Annotated in this window: 18 protein-coding genes and 2 pseudogenes; 9 read left to right on the top strand and 11 right to left on the bottom strand. The window is 46.7% G+C overall.

The genetic code is table 11. The features are described 5' to 3' along the window. Window positions 1-38: 38 nt before the first annotated feature. Window positions 39-914 (bottom strand): glycerophosphodiester phosphodiesterase family protein, encoded by an 876-nt coding sequence (locus ACGF7G_RS08625; RefSeq protein ID WP_387464762.1) that lies wholly within the window; start codon window positions 912-914, stop codon window positions 39-41. Between the two features lie 102 nt (window positions 915-1016). Next, a complete protein-coding gene (locus ACGF7G_RS08620; protein WP_387464761.1) occupies window positions 1017-1535 on the bottom strand; it encodes a sigma-70 family RNA polymerase sigma factor in 519 nt (172 codons plus the stop codon). A 485-nt stretch (window positions 1536-2020) separates the two neighbouring features. On the opposite strand from ACGF7G_RS08620, the gene ACGF7G_RS08615 reads away from it, so the two are divergent. Both ACGF7G_RS08615 and ampE read left to right on the top strand, forming a co-directional pair. Then, entirely contained in the window at window positions 2021-2161 is a 141-nt protein-coding gene (locus ACGF7G_RS08615; RefSeq protein ID WP_387464759.1) for a hypothetical protein, read from the top strand. A 313-nt stretch (window positions 2162-2474) separates the two neighbouring features. Next, a pseudogene (ampE, locus tag ACGF7G_RS08610) lies at window positions 2475-2807 on the top strand (regulatory signaling modulator protein AmpE); the annotation flags it as partial. 149 nt (window positions 2808-2956) lie between these two features. Here ampE and ACGF7G_RS08605 read toward each other — a convergent pair. From ACGF7G_RS08605 to ACGF7G_RS08575, 7 genes are all read right to left on the bottom strand, one after another. Beyond that, window positions 2957-4021 (bottom strand): hypothetical protein, encoded by a 1065-nt coding sequence (locus ACGF7G_RS08605; protein ID WP_387464757.1) that lies wholly within the window; start codon window positions 4019-4021, stop codon window positions 2957-2959. 233 nt (window positions 4022-4254) lie between these two features. Beyond that, window positions 4255-6897, bottom strand: a complete 2643-nt coding sequence (locus ACGF7G_RS08600; RefSeq protein WP_387464756.1) for a fimbria/pilus outer membrane usher protein — start codon at window positions 6895-6897, stop codon at window positions 4255-4257. 85 nt (window positions 6898-6982) lie between these two features. Further along, the gene (locus ACGF7G_RS08595) at window positions 6983-7726 is read right to left on the bottom strand and encodes a molecular chaperone (protein WP_387464755.1); all 744 of its coding nucleotides are present in this window, start codon (window positions 7724-7726) and stop codon (window positions 6983-6985) included. A 75-nt stretch (window positions 7727-7801) separates the two neighbouring features. After that, window positions 7802-8467 carry a molecular chaperone gene (locus tag ACGF7G_RS08590; RefSeq protein ID WP_387464754.1) on the bottom strand — a complete coding sequence of 222 codons (666 nt, stop codon included), beginning with the start codon at window positions 8465-8467 and terminating at the stop codon, window positions 7802-7804. Between the two features lie 102 nt (window positions 8468-8569). Then, on the bottom strand, window positions 8570-9142 hold the full coding sequence (locus ACGF7G_RS08585) for a fimbrial protein (protein ID WP_387464752.1): 573 nt from the start codon (window positions 9140-9142) through the stop codon (window positions 8570-8572). After that, window positions 9142-9861 (bottom strand): molecular chaperone, encoded by a 720-nt coding sequence (locus tag ACGF7G_RS08580; RefSeq protein ID WP_387464751.1) that lies wholly within the window; start codon window positions 9859-9861, stop codon window positions 9142-9144. Before ACGF7G_RS08580 ends, ACGF7G_RS08585 begins: the two co-directional genes overlap by 1 nt. A 101-nt stretch (window positions 9862-9962) precedes the next feature. Then, entirely contained in the window at window positions 9963-10526 is a 564-nt protein-coding gene (locus ACGF7G_RS08575) for a fimbrial protein (protein WP_387464749.1), read from the bottom strand. A 791-nt stretch (window positions 10527-11317) separates the two neighbouring features. On the opposite strand from ACGF7G_RS08575, the gene ACGF7G_RS08570 reads away from it, so the two are divergent. The 3 genes and pseudogenes from ACGF7G_RS08570 to ACGF7G_RS08560 all read left to right on the top strand — a co-directional run. Beyond that, window positions 11318-11413, top strand: coding sequence for a helix-turn-helix domain-containing protein (locus ACGF7G_RS08570; protein WP_387464838.1), 96 nt, complete (start codon window positions 11318-11320; stop codon window positions 11411-11413). Window positions 11414-11760: 347 nt separating this feature from the next. Then, window positions 11761-12033 (top strand): hypothetical protein, encoded by a 273-nt coding sequence (locus ACGF7G_RS08565; RefSeq protein WP_387464747.1) that lies wholly within the window; start codon window positions 11761-11763, stop codon window positions 12031-12033. 22 nt (window positions 12034-12055) lie between these two features. Further along, a pseudogene (locus ACGF7G_RS08560) lies at window positions 12056-12178 on the top strand (transposase family protein); the annotation flags it as partial. A gap of 129 nt (window positions 12179-12307) precedes the next feature. Here the strand turns inward: ACGF7G_RS08560 and ACGF7G_RS08555 are convergent. Continuing rightward, on the bottom strand, window positions 12308-14608 hold the full coding sequence (locus ACGF7G_RS08555; protein ID WP_387464746.1) for a TonB-dependent hemoglobin/transferrin/lactoferrin family receptor: 2301 nt from the start codon (window positions 14606-14608) through the stop codon (window positions 12308-12310). A 248-nt stretch (window positions 14609-14856) separates the two neighbouring features. Then, window positions 14857-16317, bottom strand: a complete 1461-nt coding sequence (gene pepD / locus ACGF7G_RS08550; RefSeq protein ID WP_387464745.1) for a beta-Ala-His dipeptidase — start codon at window positions 16315-16317, stop codon at window positions 14857-14859. A gap of 256 nt (window positions 16318-16573) precedes the next feature. Here pepD and gpt point away from each other — a divergent pair, with 256 nt between their 5' ends. The 4 genes from gpt to proA all read left to right on the top strand — a co-directional run bounded on the left by gpt (window position 16574) and on the right by proA (window position 20796). Beyond that, window positions 16574-17035 carry a xanthine phosphoribosyltransferase gene (gene gpt, locus ACGF7G_RS08545; RefSeq protein ID WP_021325967.1) on the top strand — a complete coding sequence of 154 codons (462 nt, stop codon included), beginning with the start codon at window positions 16574-16576 and terminating at the stop codon, window positions 17033-17035. A gap of 14 nt (window positions 17036-17049) precedes the next feature. Continuing rightward, window positions 17050-18297 carry an esterase FrsA gene (gene frsA, locus ACGF7G_RS08540; RefSeq protein ID WP_387464743.1) on the top strand — a complete coding sequence of 416 codons (1248 nt, stop codon included), beginning with the start codon at window positions 17050-17052 and terminating at the stop codon, window positions 18295-18297. 132 nt (window positions 18298-18429) lie between these two features. Further along, complete coding sequence (gene proB / locus ACGF7G_RS08535) at window positions 18430-19533, top strand: glutamate 5-kinase (RefSeq protein WP_133816215.1); 1104 nt, start codon at window positions 18430-18432, stop codon at window positions 19531-19533. A 9-nt stretch (window positions 19534-19542) separates the two neighbouring features. Next, on the top strand, window positions 19543-20796 hold the full coding sequence (proA, locus tag ACGF7G_RS08530) for a glutamate-5-semialdehyde dehydrogenase (RefSeq protein ID WP_387464741.1): 1254 nt from the start codon (window positions 19543-19545) through the stop codon (window positions 20794-20796). Window positions 20797-20863: the final 67 nt, after the last annotated feature.

Genomic DNA, 20863 nt, shown 5'->3' with positions numbered 1-20863 from the left:
GATTACTGGAGGCGTTTCTTTCTGGGAACCCCAAATTTTTATTTTGTTTTAAAAGTACTGAACAGCTTGGGAGAATCCACCAGCACACCATCGGCACCAAGCTCTTTAGCCTGTTTGAAATCTGCTTTGGTTTTAATGCCAAATAAAATGATGTTTGCACCACCTTTAGCACGGAAACACTTCATTGCTTCCTTATCCCATAACAATACTGATTTGGAACGTGCTTCGCCAAGAGTATATTTTTCAACAATTTCGACATTGCGGCGCATTTCCAAACCATACCAGCGAGCAGTGTTTGTGTTTTCAGGAATATCGCATTGGTGAGCCATTGTAATATTTGCCAGCATGGTGCGGGTTTTATCACGGCTTTCAAAGCGCTGAATCATTTTTGGCAACGCGTTAAGGTATTTTTCATCAGTGGAATAGAAACGGGTACGTGCCAGCGCTTTCTGTTCGGTTAATACTTTTTCCAGTGCCTTGGCTTGTTGTGCTGGATCGGCATCTGGTGATTTTAGATCAATATAGAAGAAAGTCTTTGGGTATTTTTTTAAGACTTGTTCCAGTGTTGGGATACCTAACCCTTTATTGCGGAATGGATGATCACTATCAGAGCCAAATTTGTAACCGGCATCAAATTTGGTCAACTGACTTGCGTTATAGGCAGAAACAGGCCCACTTTCGTTGGTTAAGCTACTCAGATCTGATGGACGATAGAGCACAGGAATACTCTCTTTTGAAAGCTGAACGGTTATCCAGATGGCATCCGCTTTGTTCTCTAAGGACTTGGAAATTGCATATTCTGTATTTTCAGGTGCATCACCTGTGCCAGCACGGTGAGCGATGATTTGTGGTGTTGTTGCTAAAGCGCCGGCAGAGCAGCAAAGCAGGATTGCAGCGGTAATTCCGTGTCGCATAATTTTCCCCATAATGTCCAATTATAGTTAAATTGAAATAATTCAATTTATTTATGATTTCATAAAGAAATCAATTTTGAATGTAACACGGCTTGGTGAATTTTAAATGAAAAATTGAACTTTTTTACATTTGTTATGGGCTTGTTGCAGATACTGTTTCACTGAACTGGAAGAAATTTGAAGCTTATCAGCGATTTCGTTGTAATGCAGACCTTGTAGTTGTGCCAGCAGGAAAGCTTGTTTTACCCGGTTGGGTAATTTATCAAGAGTGATATCCAGTTTTTCAAGCTGTTCAAATGTAACCAATCTGCTTTCTGTCGAAGGTATGGTCGTTTCTGGTATGGAGTTTATATATTGCAGGTAGCGTTCTTCCGTTTTTTTCCGGCGGTAGTAGTTAGCAACCAGACAGCGAGCCACAGTTGCCAGAAAAGGCCGTGGTTGACGGATATCTGACAGATTTGAGCCGGACAGAACATTCAGGAATGTATCTTGAGTCAGATCTTCAGCATGGCAGGGACAGGAGACTTTATGGCGTAACCAGTTGTATAACCAGTCATGATGTTCAAAGTAAAATTGTTGCGCAAAACTATTAATTTCAGGCATGGCTTTCTGGGTTGCCATTATGATTTCCAATAACTCGTGAAAATGATAATGATTATTATTTAAATGTAAGCATTAACTGTCAAGTTGTTGTCATCAAGTGAGGTTCCCTTATGGCATTTTGCTGCAATCAGATGGTTTTTAAAACCGGGAAAAAGCGCATTAAGTGTGTCATGAAAAAACAGATAAAACCTTAATCATTAAAGGTAAAAAGGCCGTGGTTAAGGGTTTTTCAACGCGGGTAAAAAATTCAATGTTATACTGACATTAAGAGAGAAAACATCAGGAAAAACGGGTGTTAAATTGATTAATAAGGTGACAAAATAACTGGGTTAACTAAATAACAGGAGTATGAGATTACATAAAAAATTTAATATGATTAGCTGTATTAAAAAATTTTCTTAAATAAAATATTTTGCGTTTTTACATATTGATAAAAGGTTTTCGAAAAATCAGAGACAATCGTTGAAAAAGGCCGATAAGCCTTTTGATTAACCAGATTATCAGTGGAAAAAGAACAAAAACATTTAGCAGTATTAAAAACCATTAAAGAAATGGCTTTGATTTTAATACCATTAGCATATCTTTTATTCTTTCTGGTTTTAAACCTAAAAAAATTAAAAGGCGGTTTACTATATGATTTATGAAAAAATAAAGTGTGACTTATGAAAACCGTTTTAGGATTATCAGTAAAACAGAGTCAGTAAAGATAAAAAACGGGTATGATTAACGTTCGTGAAATGTAAAACACGGTATCCCATGATGATTAAACTTAATAAAAATCAGCCATTAAAGGTGGTAAAAACAAGGGTTAAAATTTTATACCGATTAAAATCATAGGTTAAAATAATGACTTTTAATAACAGTTTAAAACCTGCCTATCATAGAGTGCGCGGGGCGCTTACGGCATGATTATCGTGAATATTTTCGTATTGTTCATCAGGGTGACAGGGCGCAGGGTTGGCACAATATGGTACGCCACTTCAGCGCGCGCAATCCGGTGTTGATAGTCTGTTGAACTGGCTGGACTGGCTCCCTGCTCGTCTGGTTGGAATTGCTTATGCCTTATTAGGGCATGGTGAACGGGCTTTACCGGCGTGGGTGGCTTCTCTGAGTGATTTAAGAACCTCACAATATAAAGTGCTCTGTCAGCTGGCTCAATTTTCATTAAGTCGCGAACCCCGTCTTGATGCAATTCAAACGCCTGTTGCAGCGGTGACACTGGCGAAAAAGGTGACGTTCTCTCTCATGGTTGTCGTTGCTTTTCTGACAATTTATGGGGCATTGGTTTGATTGGTTGTCTTAATGACGCTGATGGGGTCGGGTTTTATGAATGTCATCATCCTGTATCTGGAATTGTTTGATCTTCGTTTAGCTATCCGGGGGGGGTTGTGCAGCGCCGACGGGCGCTGCAACAATAACAAGCACAACAATCGCCACAACTAAGCAGATGGTTGGACATCCGACCACACGGAAATGACCGCGACGGCGCTGGCTTGCCCGCCGGCACCGTCAGTCTTCAACAGAATCGGGACTACCGACAGTTGCGTCGATGCCGTATAACTCTCGTCCCCTTGTTTAACGTATCTCGCGTTTTCCCCTTCACCTCGGTGCCCGGTACTGAGTGATAAGGGAGTGTTGGCCGCATCAGTAAACGCGAAGGCGACATCTTCTATTGACGAGGCCAGCGCATTGGGTCTCCCCGCAACAAACGGCCCGTCGATCCGGTAGAGCAGGCGTGAATTTTGAAATACCTCGTCATCGCCGGAACAGGTGCTGCTTATCCCTATCTGCCTTGCTAACTCCAGTGGATCTCCCACCTGTTTACCGGCTCTTTTCACCGTTCCCCAATCCACCGATGACGGAGTAAGAACGACCGCACAGGTGGACGGCTTTTTGACCGATGACAGGATAACCGTGGTCCACAGCGGGCTTAACAGGCCGCCGGCACCCGATACGGCCGTTGAAGTCCAGCCGATAGAGCCCACGGACAAATGACTTCCACCGGGTTGCGCATTGAAATTCCCGTCACTGTCCGGGTAAATGGCCCCGGTCACTGAGCGGACACTGACATCAACCAGACCGTTGGCATCCGGGACGCAGGGAATGTTAACGCCGGGATCCCCTTTGACCAGACTGGCTGATTGATAGGTACCGGGTGAACCATGCGTCTGACAAGAGAGTGACGATTGCCCGATATCAACCATAAAGTCGCCCGCCTTTCCTACCCGGACGTGACCGGCTGATGACGAAGAGATCAATGCGTCGGTCCCCGATCCCACCGTGTAGGCCATAAACCGGGTCTCTGTGGGGACGCGACAGGTTGTCGACCAGTTAAAAGGGCCACTGGTGGTATAACCCACTATGTCACCCGGTGAATAATCACGCTTATTTTTATTGTTCGGCATCATGGCATAGCCGTTTACGGTTACATTGCTAACCATATTCCCCAGGTCAGTCTTGCAGTCCTGATAAGTCTCTGCCGCCTGGAGGGGCAATGCGGTCAATAAAAAGAGCAATGACGCCCCCAGACTCATGATGGTTGGGACGGGGTTTTCTGCATAACCGCCCCACAAACGTTCAGTTTTTAACATCCTTCTCTCTCCAAATTACTCATCTGTTCACATCGCTTTTTCACTGCCGGGGCTAACCTCGCTTTTGGTGGCGCCCCGGATGTAAACGCGATACCGGTGATGCCTCACCGGGCACGTCGGTTAGGGTGCCCATATGAGCGTAATACCTATAGACACACAGCATTGGCCTGCACCAATTGCCCTGGTGTATCGGACGACACCTGATAACGGGTGGTGCATTGTTGATCTGCCCCGTTTCCCCATTTAACTTTCACATGACCCGCGGACGGCATGCCGCTCAGATAAACCCGGCCGTTATCGCCCACAATGCCGCTGCCGGCCTGGGTTGCGTTTCCTGCCAGCGTTGCGGTGGCACCAAAGGGCACGGGTTTGCCATGATGCGTCAGGGTCAGCAGCAACTGGCTGCCCAGCCGAACCTGGTAATTGGCCAGCGTCACCGCCCCTTTGGTCGGGTAAACGTTGCGGCTGGTCTGGTCAATATCGACCCCTTCCGGCAGGGTGGACGGATCCAGATTGATGGTGTTTTTGTGGTAGACCGATCCGCCCGCCAGTACGGCGTAGCCACGCCAGTCGGTCTGTACGTTGCCGTTGCTGACTGTGACCCCTTTCGCCCCGGGCGCGCGGACTAATACTGCGGTATCCCCCAACGCGCGTGACAGCGTTATCCCGTAAGGATGGATGAGAAGGGCACCGGACGTGCCATAGGTGACATGTCGGCTGTCTGCGTTGTCATTGTAACCCAGATTAACGCTCCCCTGACTGCCCTGGTAACCTAGCGACAGGGCCCGGCTGTTCTGCTGACCGCTGTGCCCCCAGCCCTGCTGGAGGTTATAACTCAGGCGGTTATCCCATAACATGCCATTGATGCCGGTCTGCTGAGAGAGGTTACCTTGCGAGTCGCGCGAGGCCGTATAGCGGGTGTAAACGCCCCGTAACGCTGGCGATGATCCAAACAGACTGAGCGGGACCTGCATATTGAATGACACCTGACGGTTTTCCGGCCAGTGGCCCTCGCCCTTTATACGAGAAACGTGATAACTCAGGTTATAGCTGATCCCCATCAGCATCGCGTTGTAACCCAGGCTCAGGTTGTTGTCAGCCCGGCCATTCCAATAATCATTGCGCGTCCCGGAGGCGTAAAGACTGCCCCAGCGTCCCAGTGTCTGACGCAGGTTCACCTGCCAGGTGTTCTGACGCCGGTCAAGCGCCCACGGCACCTGATAGTCATTATTCAGGCTGTAGCCCATGCTGTTAGCATCACTGAAACTGTAGTAATGCTGAGTGGAATAGCGGTAGGCGGCCAGATCAATGCCGGTGCCGGTACTGAGCAAGTTTTTAGAATATTTCACGCGATAAGACTGGCCGAATTGCCCGCGCTCTTCCTGATCCTGGTTCCCCTGCAACTGGGCACGTGCCAGCGTCACATCCGCAGACAGTGCGCCGAATGCCCCCAACGAAACACCCGAGCCGAGTACACCCGACTGATAGTTGCCGGCAACCAGCCCGCCGCCATACAGGGTGATATTGTGTGGTAAGCCATAAACCAGGGTACCCAGCGCAAATACCGGGGAACGGCTGCCATTGGTGAGATTGCCACCGTGGTATTGACCGGTTGTCAACTCATATTTAACGCCACCGGGCCGCAGCATCATCGGAACAGACGAAGAGGCTAGGGTGGAGACCCGGGTACGGCCATCTTCCTCTTTGACCGTGATCGTCAGGTCGCCGGTACTCCCGGTGGTATAGAGGTCGGTGAAACGAAACGGCCCCGGTGCCACCGTGGTTTGATACACGATATTGCCATGCTGGGATACCGTCACCTGTGCATTGGAGTTTGCTACACCGGTTACCACCGGGGCAAAACCGCGCTGACTGTCCGGCAACATCGTCTCCTCAGAAGCCAGTTTCATGCCACGAAACGGAATGCTGTCAAAAATATCCCCACCGGTATAGGTTTCACCGGCCGTGAACTCACTGCGCAGTGACTGCACATCACGTTGCAGGTAGGTATTACTGACCTGCCATTGGGTCTGTGCCGGCGTGGAAAAACCGGGGGCGCCTTCGTTGCGCTGACGGTTGTAACTGTAAGTTTGTGTACTGCGCAGACGCCACGGCCCCAGATTCAACCCGTTACGAAAAGAGGCGAACAGGTTGCGAGAGTGTGATCCTCCGCTTCCCTGATTGTCATAACGCCCTTCCGAACCGTTGACGGTGTAGTTCATTAAAAAGGCCGGGATCCCGTTATCCCACAGTGACGGATCGACCATCCCAGAATGGTGGGGCTGCATGGCGGCTTGAGGGAGACTCAGATCCAGGCGTAAATGGGCGAAATCCAATGTCGCGCGGGCGTGCGGGATCTGTTTCGTCAGATCCGTGATAGTGCTGTCGCTCGCCTTTCCCTTAAAAGCCGGTAATCCGAGGATATTGACCCCATACCCTTCCAGTTGTGCGACGGTTAATACCGGTTGCAAATGGCCGTTGACCCGCCTGAATTCAATCTCGCGATTATCCACCTTATGCTGGTTCATGTAGACATCCACCAGATAGCGTCCCGGTGCGACATACCCCGCGTTTTCATACGCCGAGAGATCGACATGACTGTGTTTACCGTCAGCGCCCATCAGGAACGCCGGGTTGAAGTATTCCCGCGCGGAGGTGGGCAGGGCTGTTGCCGTCAGTGAACACAGCAGACATAGGTATACCGGACGGAGCCGGAAACTGCCCGGCTGACCGGGCGCACGTGGGTTACCCGCCCGTAGGGCAGACGGAAATAAAATGTTTATTGCCATAGCTCATCTCTGCTTCTAATTAAGCTTATGCTGTTAATCTTGAGGTCACTTTGCCGGTACACCGTCCGCCGGGGCGGACGATTTATCACGGAACATGGCGATCCTGACTGTCACCGGGAAAACGCCAGATTAGTGGCCCCTGTATCCCGGTGGTAAACGAGTAGGTTTGTATGCCTTTCGGGGGCACCATCGTTTGGCGGGTGTGGTCATCCGCATGCTGTGTGCCCACTTTCAGGACAGAAAAGGTCAGAAAGTAGGGGGTGGGATTTTCCACCCGCAACTGCGTCCCTTGGCGGGAAAATTTCACCTGTTTAGCCACCGTGGCGTTATCCCGCGCGGGCACGCCCTGAGGCCGATAAAACAGCCGAATATTCATCTGCAGGGCGACCTGTACTTGCGACGCCCGGTCTGACCGGTGGCTTGATGCCGGTGCACCTGAGATATCCGGTACGGCGACTCCCGGGATAGCCCGTAGCGAGACCACAAAGGCCGATTCCCGATCCTGCGGTAACGGCTTGCCAAGCTGACGAAGACGGAACAAAAATTTCCCGCCGGCTTCGATCCGCTTTAACGGCGGCAGGACAACAAAAGGAGGCACTTGCCCGGTTTTGGTGTCAAAGCGACCGGTATCGGGGTCCATCGGGCTGACAAATCCCTGGACCAGATAGCCCTGCGCCGTATGATTGGTCATACTGAGGGTCACACCACCCGGGCTGTCTTTAGCCACATAAGATAACTGCATTGGGGAGAACGATAACCCCTGATTCTCCGCCGCCTGCGCCTTTAACAGGCCGCCTAGCAGCAGGGCGAAACAGAAAGGGTAAATCATTGATCCACCGTGTGCTCGCCGGTTCCCGTTACTGACTCTCTTCACTTTCCACCTCTGGATAAAACAAGGGCGAATTTAACGCGCCACTTTGGCGGTAAATAGGGTTGAAGCCCCGCCGTAATCATTAATCATCGACCAGCTCACCGATTTTTTACCCACCTGTCCGACATAGGTCACACAATCCTGCGGCGCTATCATGGAGGGATAGCGGTTCAGATCGAGCGCCTGTCCGTCCAGCGTCAGGCTGTCCAGTGACAGGAAATACGGGGTGGGATTGCACGCCTTAATGCCGTCGGATTGCGACTGAAAGCGGAGCTGTCCATACGCCTCTTCCGGCAACATTGGCAGGCCATGCGGTCGCCAGAAAAACTTGATCCGCATCCCCACGCTCATTGACGCCTGATCCCGAACTGACTCATCCGTCACCGGCTGAGTCGCGGGGATCGCGTTCATCTGGACATACCCCAGCGATTCCCGATCCACCGGAAAGGGGGGCAGATGAAAAGTCGGCAAAATACGCAGGCTGTTCTGGCCGTTAGCCTCCAGCCTGAACAGCGGGGGGGTTACCACAAATGCCGGGGCGGTTTTCTCCTGATCCTCCGTTATCCTCACCTGCACCAGCCATGCCTGAGGCGTGGTATTGACCACCGTCAGCGTCTGTGCCCGCGCGCCCTGGGTAAAAATCACCCGGGTTTTATTCAGGCTGATACCGGCTGCCTGACAGGGTTCTGTGCCGGTCATACTTAACCCCAGCCAGAATAGGAGTGGTGCCAGCCTGTACCGCGTTGTACGTACCCGACCTGTTTCCACAACGCCTCCTGAAACCGGTTACCTGAGCTGCACTCAGTGATAGTCAAATTGAAATTGAATGTGCGCGGTCAGTTCACCGGGGGTCGGTAAAGCCGGGCCGGATCCCTGCCGCATATCCATCTGGAAAGTGATTTGACTGTCTTTGGCAGCGTTACCCAGTGGAGCTAAATCCACATAATCGCCATTTTTCAGGTAGCTCCCCAACCCGCCGCCCGGCGATTGATAGCGCAGGCCAAATCCCACGTTTTCCGCCACAGTGGAAGCCTTATCCCGAAATAACGTCGGGTGGTTTTCCGGCGTGGGGCCGGCTATTTTAATGGCCGGCGTACGGCCCGCTCTGGCTGATCCCGCACAGCCTGACAACGCCAGCGTAACAGGCTTGTTGTCCGCAGCTTCGATATGTTCCGTACTGCGCTGCACTTCGTAAAGCGGTATGGATGAAAACTCGACATAGGAGGTCTGCACGTTGAGTTCACAGGTTGGCTGTTCCAGTGTCAGCGCCAGCGTCAGTTCTGCCGTGTTGGGGCTCGCGCCTCCGGGCAGGGGGGCAGTACAAAGCAAACCGGCCAGAGTTGTCTGTCTGATAAAAGTCCACGGTTTTAACATTACGGTATCTCCCCTTGATAAGTGGATTCGCCGCCGAGGTCATTAATCACCTTCCAGCTCACTTTAGCCGGGTAATGCACCCCTTTGAGCGGGAAAGACAGGACCGAGAACGGGGAAACCATGTTCGCTTTCTGTTGCTGCGTCATCAGTTCTTGTCCGCCTACTTTCAGGGAAGCGAAGGTGATGTAATAGGGTGACGGGTTAGTGACCGTGATCCCCTCAGCTGTCGGTTTGAAGCGCAAAGCACCAAAGCCCTGTTCCGGCCCCATCGGCAGCCCTGACGGGCGATACATCAATTTAATCGTGTGGGCCAGAGCAAACTGTATTCCGCCGGAGATACTCTGCCGGGAATGTTTGTCGGATTCAGTACTTAATGGGATGGCCTTTGCAGTAAACCAGAACAGGGATTCCCGGTCGGTGGGCAGTGCCTGGCTGGTTTTGATAATACGTACCTGATTCTGGTTGCCGGGCTCCAGACGAAACAGGGGCGGTGTTACCAGAAACGGCGCGGCCTTCTTTTGAGCGGGATCGGCACTGACCGCCACCTGCATCAGATAGACGGCCTCCTGACTGCTGTTGCGTAACGAAGCGGTGGCGGCGTGGCGGTCCGCCGGGTAGATAATGCGGGTAGCATCAATAGTCACCCCTCCAGCCTTCGCGGCGGTGACCGTGCCGCCTAACAGACCGGCCACCATCATTGCTGTAATCAATTTTTTCACTGAGTCACCTGAATGTGTCTGGTTTGGTGTTGCGTAAGTAAGAATCGGACCTCCCTGTCCAATTCTATTGCTATGCTATTCCTTGCGCCTGATGGCGTTGATTACTGATAAGTTAAATTGAAGGTCAGTGGTACCAATACGCTCCCTGCCCCCACAGCGGCACTTCCTGCCTTAATCAGTCCTACCTTAAGCGTTTTCTTAATAGTTGTTTTAGCGTCTGTTGGTACTGAAATAGAGATGGGGGCATCAGTGCTCATGGCAACGGATCCATCAAACACTTGTACCGCTACTGTATCGCCTGTCTGACCGATAAATTTAGCTTTTTCGTTGTTAGGGTTAGTGCCGCCAATGGCCAGTTGAGCAGTTTTTCCATTACAATCAGCTAGTGTAACTGTGAGATCTTTTGCTTCTTCTAGATTAATGGAACTTGGAACGTCGCTAAACGAATGACTTCCCAGTCCGAGCCGTCCATTGTTAGTAATATTGGCACCATCTGAATCCAAACTGAAGCTACAAGTTGGAGCAGTTATAACAGCGTTTACGTTTAACAGGATTGTATTACCTTCAACTGTCTCGCCAGTAACTGCCCCGCCAGTAGCATGTGCCATCCCCATACTCAGGAGTACTGCGGCTAATACGCTGGTTTTCATAATTTGCTTTTTCATTTCATTCATTCCTTATCTATATCTACTTAATAAATTTTGCTTAAAACAACACCACAACAGATTAAACAGTCGCCCGCCAAGGCGGTGCATTTACTTGTCATTTAGAGTTATTTTGTTCGGTTATTAACTTGATGAAATATATGAATATAAATATTCACATTATGAAATCACTTCTGACTTATATCATTGGGTTTCAGGATTTCTGCCTTTAGCATAAGAAAATGAATATTAAATCGCTCAAAAAACAACCTTTCGACGTCGGGGATATTAATAAGATAAGAAATAATTTCCATTTGAAATCAAAAAATTAAGTAATTTTTTACAAAAAAATATAAAAAATGGCTTTTAAGTGATGAAATTTTCCGTATACTACTTCGGCGGTTGATAATAACCGAACAAAATAACTCAAATGTTCGGTTTTTTTGCTCCGCAGTAGAAACTGGTTTCACTGAAAGCTACGCCATTACTTTGAGTAACGTTCCTCCTCGTACTCGCATCTCCCGTCATTGTACAAACACGGCAATCCTCAGAATCGCAAAAAAATTTCATTAATTGTTCTTATGAATATTCTGGTATTAGGTGTGATTGATTCAGCCTGATATTGAATTCGTTTTGAGCAATCCTGTTTAATTCACGCTGTATTGAAGCCGTTCTGTATTGAGTGAATATATTGAGCGTTGAGCGGCTTTCCTGCATAAACCGCATCGTGCCTGTCTATTTAATCCTCGTAACAAAATATCGCCGTAAGCTCTTTGATAGCGGGATGAATAGGACAATGACCAGCATGTTTACTGCTAATAGAGACGCTGGAAAAAATATGCAAGTATTTACAGTGTCAACCCGGAGATATATTGGAATATGTGGAAGATGGAGAGGATAACTGTTAATACAACTCATTAAAGTTACTGTATGTCTTTTGGTATCTTCTAAGATGGAACTTTATATTTATTAACCAGTTATAAATGCATGAAAATATCATTTATTTCATGCTTTTTATCTAGCCTGTTATTCTTTGGTGTTAATGGATCGTCAATAAATCAGGTTTCTCCCAGTGATAAGAATATATATTCTTATCTGGGGGGATATTATTCTGATATTCCTTGGAATGCCAGAAAGATAAAATGCATATGTAGATATTACTTACTCGATCGTAAGAAATAATCGCTCTTTTTATATGGTTTTTTTATTTAAGTTAAATTTTTATAATATATACAGAGAATTAAGGATGTTAAGAATGAATAAATTTCTCATTGCTTTATTATCAACATTTGTGATTACGGGATGTTCCACGCCACAGCTTAGTGATGGCTATATTTCAACCTGTGATTATTTTGAATGTAATGTTAAAGATATCATTTCGGGTACTGAAGTCAAAGTAAATACTCCGCATCCTGTGCCTGATTTTGATAAAAATACATCAATCCAAGACAGACAAATTATACAATCTGGTGGAAAACCCCCTTTTGAAGATAAGCGTTACCGTATTAGGGGAACTTTTAAATTCTAATTTAATTTCCTTGATTATTTTCTTTCTGGTATTTGCTGCGGTATTAAGTGGGGCCTGTGGCTGGAAATCTATTCAGGATTTTGGGGAAACCCAGCTTGAATGGCTCAAAAAGTACAGCCCCTATGCGAATGGTATTCCACGGCGACTTTGTGGTTCAACTCAAAGGTAATCAAAAAACTTTAGCGGAGTTTGTCAAAAAACGGTTTTCCTCTGTTTATAATAGCGATGAAGCAGTCTGAGTTCCCTCAAAAAGAGGGAACTATTAGGTGAGAAATCAGAATTTCTGGGAGATACTGAATTTAATGTTACGTCCAACCCCGGAAACTGATTCACCGAGGTATGGACGATAATCACGATTAAACAGGTTATTTATCGTGATACGTGCTTCAAGATCTTGCCAGAAAGTAGGTTGCCAACTGGCGAATAAACCGTGCAGTGCATAACCTTTACTTTTTTTTAGTGCCCAGTAACTTGCTTCTGGATCCCCGCTTGTAGGAGAACGATCTTGCTTACGGATAAAATCACCAGTCCATCCCATTGTCATTTGCCATTGAGGGATTTTTACGCCTAACATGGCGTGGGCAGAGGTGGGTGGAATTTCCGCAATCCAGGTTTTGTTACCCCAGGGATAGCGTGGTGAAGCGTCTCTTTGACCACGGATAGTTGAGTAAGCAAGTTTTCCAAACAGGTAATCGCTGTCGTAGAAAGTTTCGATTTCCAGCCCCTGAATAGTGTATCCCGGTAAATTACGGTAGTTGGATAAAGGTTTTCCGCAATCCGGTGATTTACACGCGACGCCACGACGGACAAATATTTCATCCTTGCCTCTATTACGGAATAAAGTCGTACGGATTTGTAAACTATCTTGGTCTGCCAGCAGGTTATTGAAATTCAGAATTGCACCGAAGCGTAAACCAGTTATTCTTTCTACATCTAAATTACGGCTGGTGGCCGTGACACCTGCTCGTGCATATTGCATTTCATATTGTTCGTCTATTAATGGAGCACGCCATGTCCGGCTGATATCCGAAAATAGTGACAGGTTTTGCGTTGCTTTCCACATGATACCTAAATGTGGAGACCAGCCAGTATAGGTAACGCTGCTGTAATCATGACCTACATTTGGAGAACTATCATTGTAAATTGATGCGATATTGGGTTTGCCGGTATTGGTGATATGGTCATAGCGAACACCGGGCGTCACAGTAACGCTGCCGATAACCATTTCATCCTGCAAATAGAAACTACTCGTTTTTTGCTCTCCTGAAGGCATGTAGCTTGGTTGAAAGTAACCATAATTATATTCAGGTTTTTTGTTTTTGCTTTTATCATGTATCAGGGTATTACGTTGATTTTTATGCCAACGAGCTCCAACGAGTAATGTGTGTTCTATGTGCCCGGTTATAAATGCATTTTTGTTATTTATATCTGCTAAGTTATCTACATAGTCGATCCAGCTTCTATTTCCTAATGAACCAATAAAACCGCTGTGGGCTTTTTCAGAGCGTTTATCATGCTGTTCTGTTTTTGAATAGGCATAGGTTGCTGTCAGGTTAAGTAATGGATTATCTTCCGGTGCGATATTCCATTTAGCTGTGTAATTTTGGTCTGTTTGATCACGATAAACTAATTTCCGGCACCAGGCTTCATTCCAACCATATTTTTCAACTTCGGCTTCTGATGGAATAGCGATATCATCGCGTTTGGCTGCCCACGGCTGCCAGCCCGCAGAATCAGAACGCATAGCGGAAAGTGTCAATGTGTGAGTATCATTCAGGTAAAAATTCGTTTTCAGTAAGTAGGATGCCTGATCACTCTTAGAGAAAGCAAAGCGGGTACCATCTGGCCGTCTAATATTGCCGCCATCCCGTTTGCTCATATATAACAGGCCGTCAGCGAAACCTTCTATTGTCCGGCCATAGACTGCGCTGCTATAAATATTTTGGCGATCATTGGTGTGATAACTGTATTTCAGTAATCCACCAAAATCTTCTCCCGGCCGTAACAAATCACTGGCATCTTTGGTAACAACTTTAACTGTTCCGCCAAATCCGCCATTACCATCAAGTAGGTTATGCGGGCCTTTATCGACATCCACCCGTTTGATTAATTCCGGCTCAATAAAGATAGATCCCTGGAGATATTTTTCGAAACCTTTTGGTGCATCATCCAGTGTGATTTTTATGTCTTCTGTATCACCCATTCCCCAGATGTTCAGGGTTTGACCTCCTGGGCGGGGCGAGCCTGACATCGAAACGCCAGGGAGTTGATTGAGTAACTCGGCGATATTGTCTGCCTGGGTACGCTCAATATCTGATTTTCTTAATACAGAACTTCCCGCGCTGACGCTATTGTTTAATTCCCCAATAACGGAAAGCGCGGGAAGGGCAATCACCTTCTCTGACTTTTCTAACCTTTCTGCGGCTTTTTGTGTTTCATTCTCCTGTGCTGTCAGATAACCGGGCAGGCCCGTACTAAGAACAATCATGCCTGATAAAGCATAACGAACAGTGCGATTTATTTGCTGTGTTGTTCCTGATACGGATGTTTTTTGTTGTTTCCCGAGATTTTTCATTGCCATAAATACCTTTGGAATGTAGCCAAGTAAAAGAACTTCATTTAAATAGGTCACTTGACGAAGGAAATCGGGTAGAAAAAAGTTAATAACGGGATTAACTTTTTTTTCTGATTGATCTTAATGATGGGTTACTGTGTTTTTATACAGTTCATGATGATTGGTCAAAGCAAAATGCGAAAGATTATGCATGTGGATTGTTTCAATGGTAGTTCCCCTGCCACTATATCGGAGCAGGGGAGATTTGATTAAGATTTTTCAGGAATAGCTTTCAGAACTGCGGTCAATAGTTGCCAGTATTGTCCAACACTTTTGATATGAACCTGTTCGTCAGGGGAGTGAGCGCCTGTGATAGTTGGCCCGATAGAGACCATATCCATATCAGGATAAGGTTTCTTAAACAGACCACATTCCAGCCCTGCGTGGATCACCATAATATTGGGTGTTTTATCGAACAGCTGTTGATAAGTTTCACGTACCAGGTGCATAACCGGAGAATTTGCATCCGGCTGCCAGCCTGGATAATCGCCTTTGGCAGTAATTTCAGCGCTTGATAGTTTAGCCAAGGAACCTAGCATGCTTATAATATAGGATTTGCCGCTGTCGATAAGCGAACGGATCAGACAAATAATATTGACCTTATCCTGCTCCATCGCCACAACGCCCACGTTGAGAGAGGTTTCTACTACGCCTTTGATGATGTCGCTCATACGGATAACACCGTTTGGTGTACTGTTCAGCAATGAGATAAAACGGTTCTGGCAATCATCAGTCAGTGCCTGAATATCGGTTTCAATCTCTTCCAGCAATACAGTCAGGTTTTTCTCGACGATGGTATATTCATTTTTCAGGATCTCTAGGTAGTTATCTTTCAGTTGGGTCAGCTGCGCTGTTTTATCGGCGGGGACGGCAACAATAACATGACCTTCACGTGGAATGGCATTACGCAGCGTACCGCCCTGGAACTCAAGCAGTTTTAGCTCCAGTTCCTCAGTATGGGCCGCAAGGAATCGTGCCAGTAGCTTGTTGGCATTGCCCAGTCCTAGATGAATATCACAACCGGAATGCCCGCCTTTCAGACCTTTGATAGTGAGTTTCAGTGTTTTGTAGTGAGTCGGAATTGTTTCACGGGTAAGTGCTAATGTTGTGGTGAAATCGATACCTCCGGCACAACCCATGTAGATTTCGCCTTCTTCTTCTGAATCGGTATTGATTAAAATATCAGCTTTCAGCCAGCCCGGTTGCAGGCCAAAAGCACCATCCATTCCGGTTTCTTCCGTCATGGTCAGTAAAACTTCCAGAGGACCATGTTTTACGTTGTCATCAGCCAGCACAGCTAATGCTGACGCCAGGCCAATACCATTATCTGCACCCAATGTTGTACCTTGTGCAGTAACCCATTCACCATCAATATAAGGACGGATAGGATCTTGAGTGAAGTCATGCTCCGTATCGTTGTTTTTCTGTGGCACCATATCAAGGTGAGCTTGCAGAACAACCGTTTTACGATTTTCCAGCCCTTTACTGGCTGGCTTTCTGAGCAGAATATTGCCAACCTGATCGCGTTCAACGTGCAAGCCTTTTTCTTGCGCCCATTGAACGATGTGAGTCGCCAGCGCTTCTTCATGATAAGAAGGGTGAGGAATAGAGCAGATTTTGGCAAAGATGTCCCACAGAGGCTGAGGGGATAATTGTGATAGTTCTGACACGACGAATCTCCTGTGACTGCATCTCAATAAGATGGAAATACTACTCTCTACCCGAGATATAGGTTTTATTGTTACGAGCGATTAACGTTATGATGCTATTGATCTCAGAATACCACTTTCTTTTGGTAAGGCTAATGTGATTCATCGATTCCCTGTTTCCGCTGGTTTTTGCTAGCCTAAATCAATATAATCTCGCGCAACTTTTTCTACGAAAACTCTTTTCTGAAATATTCTTAAGTTGCTGGGATCAATTCTTATGAGCGAAAAATATGTTGTAACTTGGGATATGTTGCAAATACATGCCCGTAAATTGGCGCAACGTTTACTCCCTGTCGAACAATGGAAAGGCATTATTGCTGTGAGTCGAGGGGGGCTTGTACCTGGCGCTCTCCTGGCACGTGAATTGGGTATCCGTCATGTAGATACTGTCTGTATTTCCAGCTATGACCATAATAATCAGCGCGATCTGCAAGTGCTGAAAAAAGCAGAAGGTGATGGTGAAGGTTTCATCGTTGTAGATGATTTGGTCGATACTGGGGGCACGGCTCAGGTTATCCGTGATATGTATCCCAAAGCGCATTTTGTGACTATTTTCGCCAAACCAGCAGGTCGTCCTCTTGTTGATGATTATGTTGTTGATATTCCGCAAGATACTTGGATCGAGCAACCTTGGGATATGAGCGTAGTATTCGTGCCGCCAATTTGTGAAAGTAAATAAAATCAGCATTTGTTATGGCAAATCAAAATCTTTCAGAATCACTTTTTAAGCCAAGGCAAAAGCATCAGGAAACTTCCACGCTAGTAAAGCACCGCCATCCCCGGTTGATTGCCGGTAATTACAATACGTTGGATGGTAATAGTCATGGGCGCTGGTATCGTATGATTAACCGGCTGATGTGGATTTGGCGAGGAATTGATCCCTTTGAGATAGAAGAAGTGTTGTGTCGGATTGCCATGGCAAACGCTCAACGTAGTGATGATAATTTACTGGATACCGTGGTTGGGTATCGTAAAGGTAATTGGATTTTTGAGTGGTCACATCAGGCGATGCTGTGGCAACAGAAAGCGTTACAGGCCGGTCAAACCACAGCAGCAGGTAATTTCTGGTTGAAAGCGGCCAATTTGTATAGCATCGCCGGTTATCCTCATCTCAAAGGTGATGATCTGTCTCAGCAGGCCGTTGTTTTGGCAAATAAAGCCTATGAAAATGCAGCCCGTTGCTCTGACTATCAGTTGAGAAAGATAGAGTTCAAACTGAAAGAGGGCGGTTGTGTCACTGGTTTTCTGCATTTGCCTCAACGGCCACAAGGACCCGCTCCAACTATTTTGGTGTGTGGCAGCTTAGATAATTTGCAAAGCGATTATTATCAGTTATTCCGTGATTATTTGGCACCTTTGGGATTCGCGATGCTGACTGTGGATATGCCTTCAGTGGGTTATTGTTCACGTCTGCGATTGACTCAGGATACTTGTACTCTTCATCAACAAATAATTCATCAACTGGATGAAATTCCTTGGATTGACCATACGCGGGTTGGCGTTTTTGGTTTCCGCTTTGGTGCCAATATTGCTGTTCGCCTGGCATATTTGGAATCTAAACGTATCAAAGGTGTTGCCACTTTTGGCGCTATTGTTCATGAGTGGCTCAATAGCGCTGAACGCCAGCAAAATGCCCCTGCAATGTATCTCGATATGTTTGCCAGCCGGATGGGTATTTATAACGTTGATGAAAATGCGTTTCGCCTCGAACTTGGTTGTTATTCCCTTAAAAAACAAGGCCTGTTAGGCCGACGTTGTTCCGTTCCTATGCTGGCTGGTTACTGGCAGAATGATATTTTCAGCCCGAAGGAAGAATCAAAGCTGATAGCAATGTCATCAATGGACAGTAAATTATTGACTATTCCGACAACGCCTGTTTACAGCAGCTTCAATAAGGCATTACAGGAAACCAGTCAGTGGTTGAAAAATAAAATGGGTTAGTTGAAATTGAGGGCATAAGTTTATTTTGAACTCACATTTTTTCAATTTATCGTTATGCCTGTTGGCATAACGCTTCTCTCCTGCTAAAACTGAACGCTGTTTTTTCAAATTAAATATAACGGCAAAAATATGATGAATGGTAGCCAAACATTAGTTGTAAAGCTGGGGACAAGTGTATTGACCGGCGGCTCTCGTCGTCTGAACCGGGCTCGCATTGTAGAGCTGGTACGCCAATGTGCTCAACAACATGAAAAAGGCCACCGCATTATTATTGTAACTTCCGGGGCTATTGCGGCTGGCCGGGAACATCTGGGATATCCGGATTTACCTGCAACTATTGCTTCTAAGCAATTGCTGGCGGCAGTAGGTCAGAGCCGGTTGATTCAGCTGTGGGAACAGTTTTTTTCTATTTACGGTATTCATGTTGGTCAGATGTTACTGACCCGTGCGGACTTGGAAGATCGCGAGCGTTTTTTAAATGCCAGAGATACCTTAAATGCTCTGCTTGATAATCGCATTGTTCCTGTAATCAATGAAAATGATGCGGTTGCGACCGCAGAAATTAAAGTGGGTGATAATGATAATTTATCTGCACTGGCAGCAATTCTGGGTGGAGCAGATAAACTGTTATTATTGACTGATATTGAAGGGCTATATACTGCTGATCCGCGCAGTAATTCAAATGCAGAACTTATTCCGGAAGTTTATGACATCAGCGACGAATTACGTATGGTTGCCGGTGATAGCGTTTCCGGTTTAGGGACGGGCGGAATGGCGACTAAGCTTCAGGCTGCGGGTATTGCAGGCCGTGCCGGTATTGATGTCATTATTGCTGCCGGTAATAAACCTGATGTTATCGCGGATGTCATTGAAGGTAATCCGGTGGGGACGCGCTTTCATGGGCTGGAAAGCCCGATGGAAAATCGCAAGCGTTGGATTTTTGGTGCCCCTCCTGCGGGTGAAATTATTGTTGATCACGGCGCTGAAACCGCAATCTGTGAAAAAGGCAGCTCTTTGTTGCCGAGAGGGATTAAAAATATTAAAGGTGATTTCTCCCGTGGAGAGGTTATCTGTATTCGTAGCCTGTCTGGTAAGGATTTGGCGCACGGCGTTTGCCGTTATAACAGTGATGCTTTGCGTTTGATTGCAGGCCACCATTCACAGCAGATAAACCAAATTCTCGGTTATGAATATGGCGCTGTTGCGGTTCATCGTGACGACATGATTGTGAGTTAAGGATTCATAATGTTAGAGCAAATGGGAAAGGCTGCCAGAGAAGCCTCATGGCAACTGGCACAGCTAAGTACAAAACAGAAAAATCAGGCATTAATCCACATTGCAGATTTGCTGGAGCAGGAAAGTGCAATCATTTTCGAAGCTAATCAGCTTGATATGGCTCAGGCTCGTGAACAGGGAATGAGTGAAGCGTTGCTGGATCGTCTGTTATTGACACAAGAACGTTTGGCAGCGATAGCTAACGATGTTCGCCAGGTGTGCCGTTTATCTGACCCAGTAGGGCAAGTTATTGATGGTGGTTTGCTCGATAGTGGTTTGAAGTTAGAACGTCGCCGTGTACCGCTTGGTGTGATTGGGGTGATTTATGAAGCCCGCCCTAATGTCACTATTGATGTTGCATCTTTGTGTTTGAAAACAGGTAATGCGGTTATTTTGCGTGGTGGTAAAGAAACTCATAACACCAATCAGGCAACAGTGAAAGTCATTCAGCAGGCACTTGAGCAGAGTGGGTTACCTGCCGCAGCCGTGCAGGCGATAGATAAACCGGATCGTGAATTAGTTACTCAGCTACTGAAAATGGATCGTTATGTGGATATGCTGATTCCACGCGGTGGCGCTGGGTTGCATAAGCTGTGCCGTGAGCAGTCAACCATTCCGGTTATTACCGGTGGTATCGGTGTCTGCCACACTTTTGTCGATGAAAGTGCTGATTTCGATAAGGCATTGACTGTCATCACTAACGCTAAGGTTCAACGACCAAGCGCCTGTAATGCTTTGGAAACGTTGCTGGTACATCATAGGATCGCGGCAGATTTTCTGCCTGTATTGAGTAGGAATATGGCAGGACAAGGAGTTACTCTTCACGCGAGTCAATCAGCAATGGAATTTTTGCGGGAAGGCCCTGCAACAGTCGTGGATGTGACAGAAGCAGATTACAGTGATGAGTGGTTATCTTTGGATATGAATGTGGAAATTATCAGTGATATTGACCGGGCAATTAGCCATATCCGTACATACGGCACATCCCATTCTGATGCGATTCTGACCGAATCTTTGCACAATGCTGATTATTTTGTTCGTCAGGTAGATTCTGCGGCGGTTTATGTGAACGCCAGCACGCGTTTTACCGATGGTGGACAGTTTGGTTTGGGGGCGGAGGTTGCCGTCAGTACTCAGAAACTGCATTCCCGTGGTCCAATGGGATTAGATGCGCTGACTACGTATAAGTGGGTTGGTTATGGAGATAATTTAATCCGTAAGTAATCTGTTTATTGTTACCCCAAAAGTGTGTCTGATTAATTGATATATCGGTAGGATCATGCTTTGGGGT

It is taken from the genome of Photorhabdus sp. RM323S (assembly GCF_042879375.1).
Classification (GTDB): Bacteria; Pseudomonadota; Gammaproteobacteria; order Enterobacterales; family Enterobacteriaceae; genus Photorhabdus; species Photorhabdus tasmaniensis.
This window is presented reverse-complemented; position numbering and strand designations above follow the sequence as displayed.

What these genes read in the sequence shown, in the direction of transcription:
- ACGF7G_RS08565 (WP_387464747.1), top strand. Translation starts at nt 11,761, where the DNA reads ATGAATAAATTTCTCATTGCTTTATTATCAACATTTGTGATTACGGGA.
- ACGF7G_RS08555 (WP_387464746.1), bottom strand. Translation starts at nt 14,608, where the DNA reads ATGAAAAATCTCGGGAAACAACAAAAAACATCCGTATCAGGAACAACA.
- proB (WP_133816215.1), top strand. Translation starts at nt 18,430, where the DNA reads ATGAATGGTAGCCAAACATTAGTTGTAAAGCTGGGGACAAGTGTATTG.
- ACGF7G_RS08625 (WP_387464762.1), bottom strand. Translation starts at nt 914, where the DNA reads ATGCGACACGGAATTACCGCTGCAATCCTGCTTTGCTGCTCTGCCGGC.
- ACGF7G_RS08600 (WP_387464756.1), bottom strand. Translation starts at nt 6,897, where the DNA reads ATGGCAATAAACATTTTATTTCCGTCTGCCCTACGGGCGGGTAACCCA.
- ACGF7G_RS08590 (WP_387464754.1), bottom strand. Translation starts at nt 8,467, where the DNA reads ATGACCGGCACAGAACCCTGTCAGGCAGCCGGTATCAGCCTGAATAAA.
- ACGF7G_RS08575 (WP_387464749.1), bottom strand. Translation starts at nt 10,526, where the DNA reads ATGAAAAAGCAAATTATGAAAACCAGCGTATTAGCCGCAGTACTCCTG.
- ACGF7G_RS08620 (WP_387464761.1), bottom strand. Translation starts at nt 1,535, where the DNA reads ATGGCAACCCAGAAAGCCATGCCTGAAATTAATAGTTTTGCGCAACAA.
- frsA (WP_387464743.1), top strand. Translation starts at nt 17,050, where the DNA reads ATGGCAAATCAAAATCTTTCAGAATCACTTTTTAAGCCAAGGCAAAAG.
- gpt (WP_021325967.1), top strand. Translation starts at nt 16,574, where the DNA reads ATGAGCGAAAAATATGTTGTAACTTGGGATATGTTGCAAATACATGCC.
- proA (WP_387464741.1), top strand. Translation starts at nt 19,543, where the DNA reads ATGTTAGAGCAAATGGGAAAGGCTGCCAGAGAAGCCTCATGGCAACTG.
- ACGF7G_RS08585 (WP_387464752.1), bottom strand. Translation starts at nt 9,142, where the DNA reads ATGTTAAAACCGTGGACTTTTATCAGACAGACAACTCTGGCCGGTTTG.
- ACGF7G_RS08595 (WP_387464755.1), bottom strand. Translation starts at nt 7,726, where the DNA reads ATGATTTACCCTTTCTGTTTCGCCCTGCTGCTAGGCGGCCTGTTAAAG.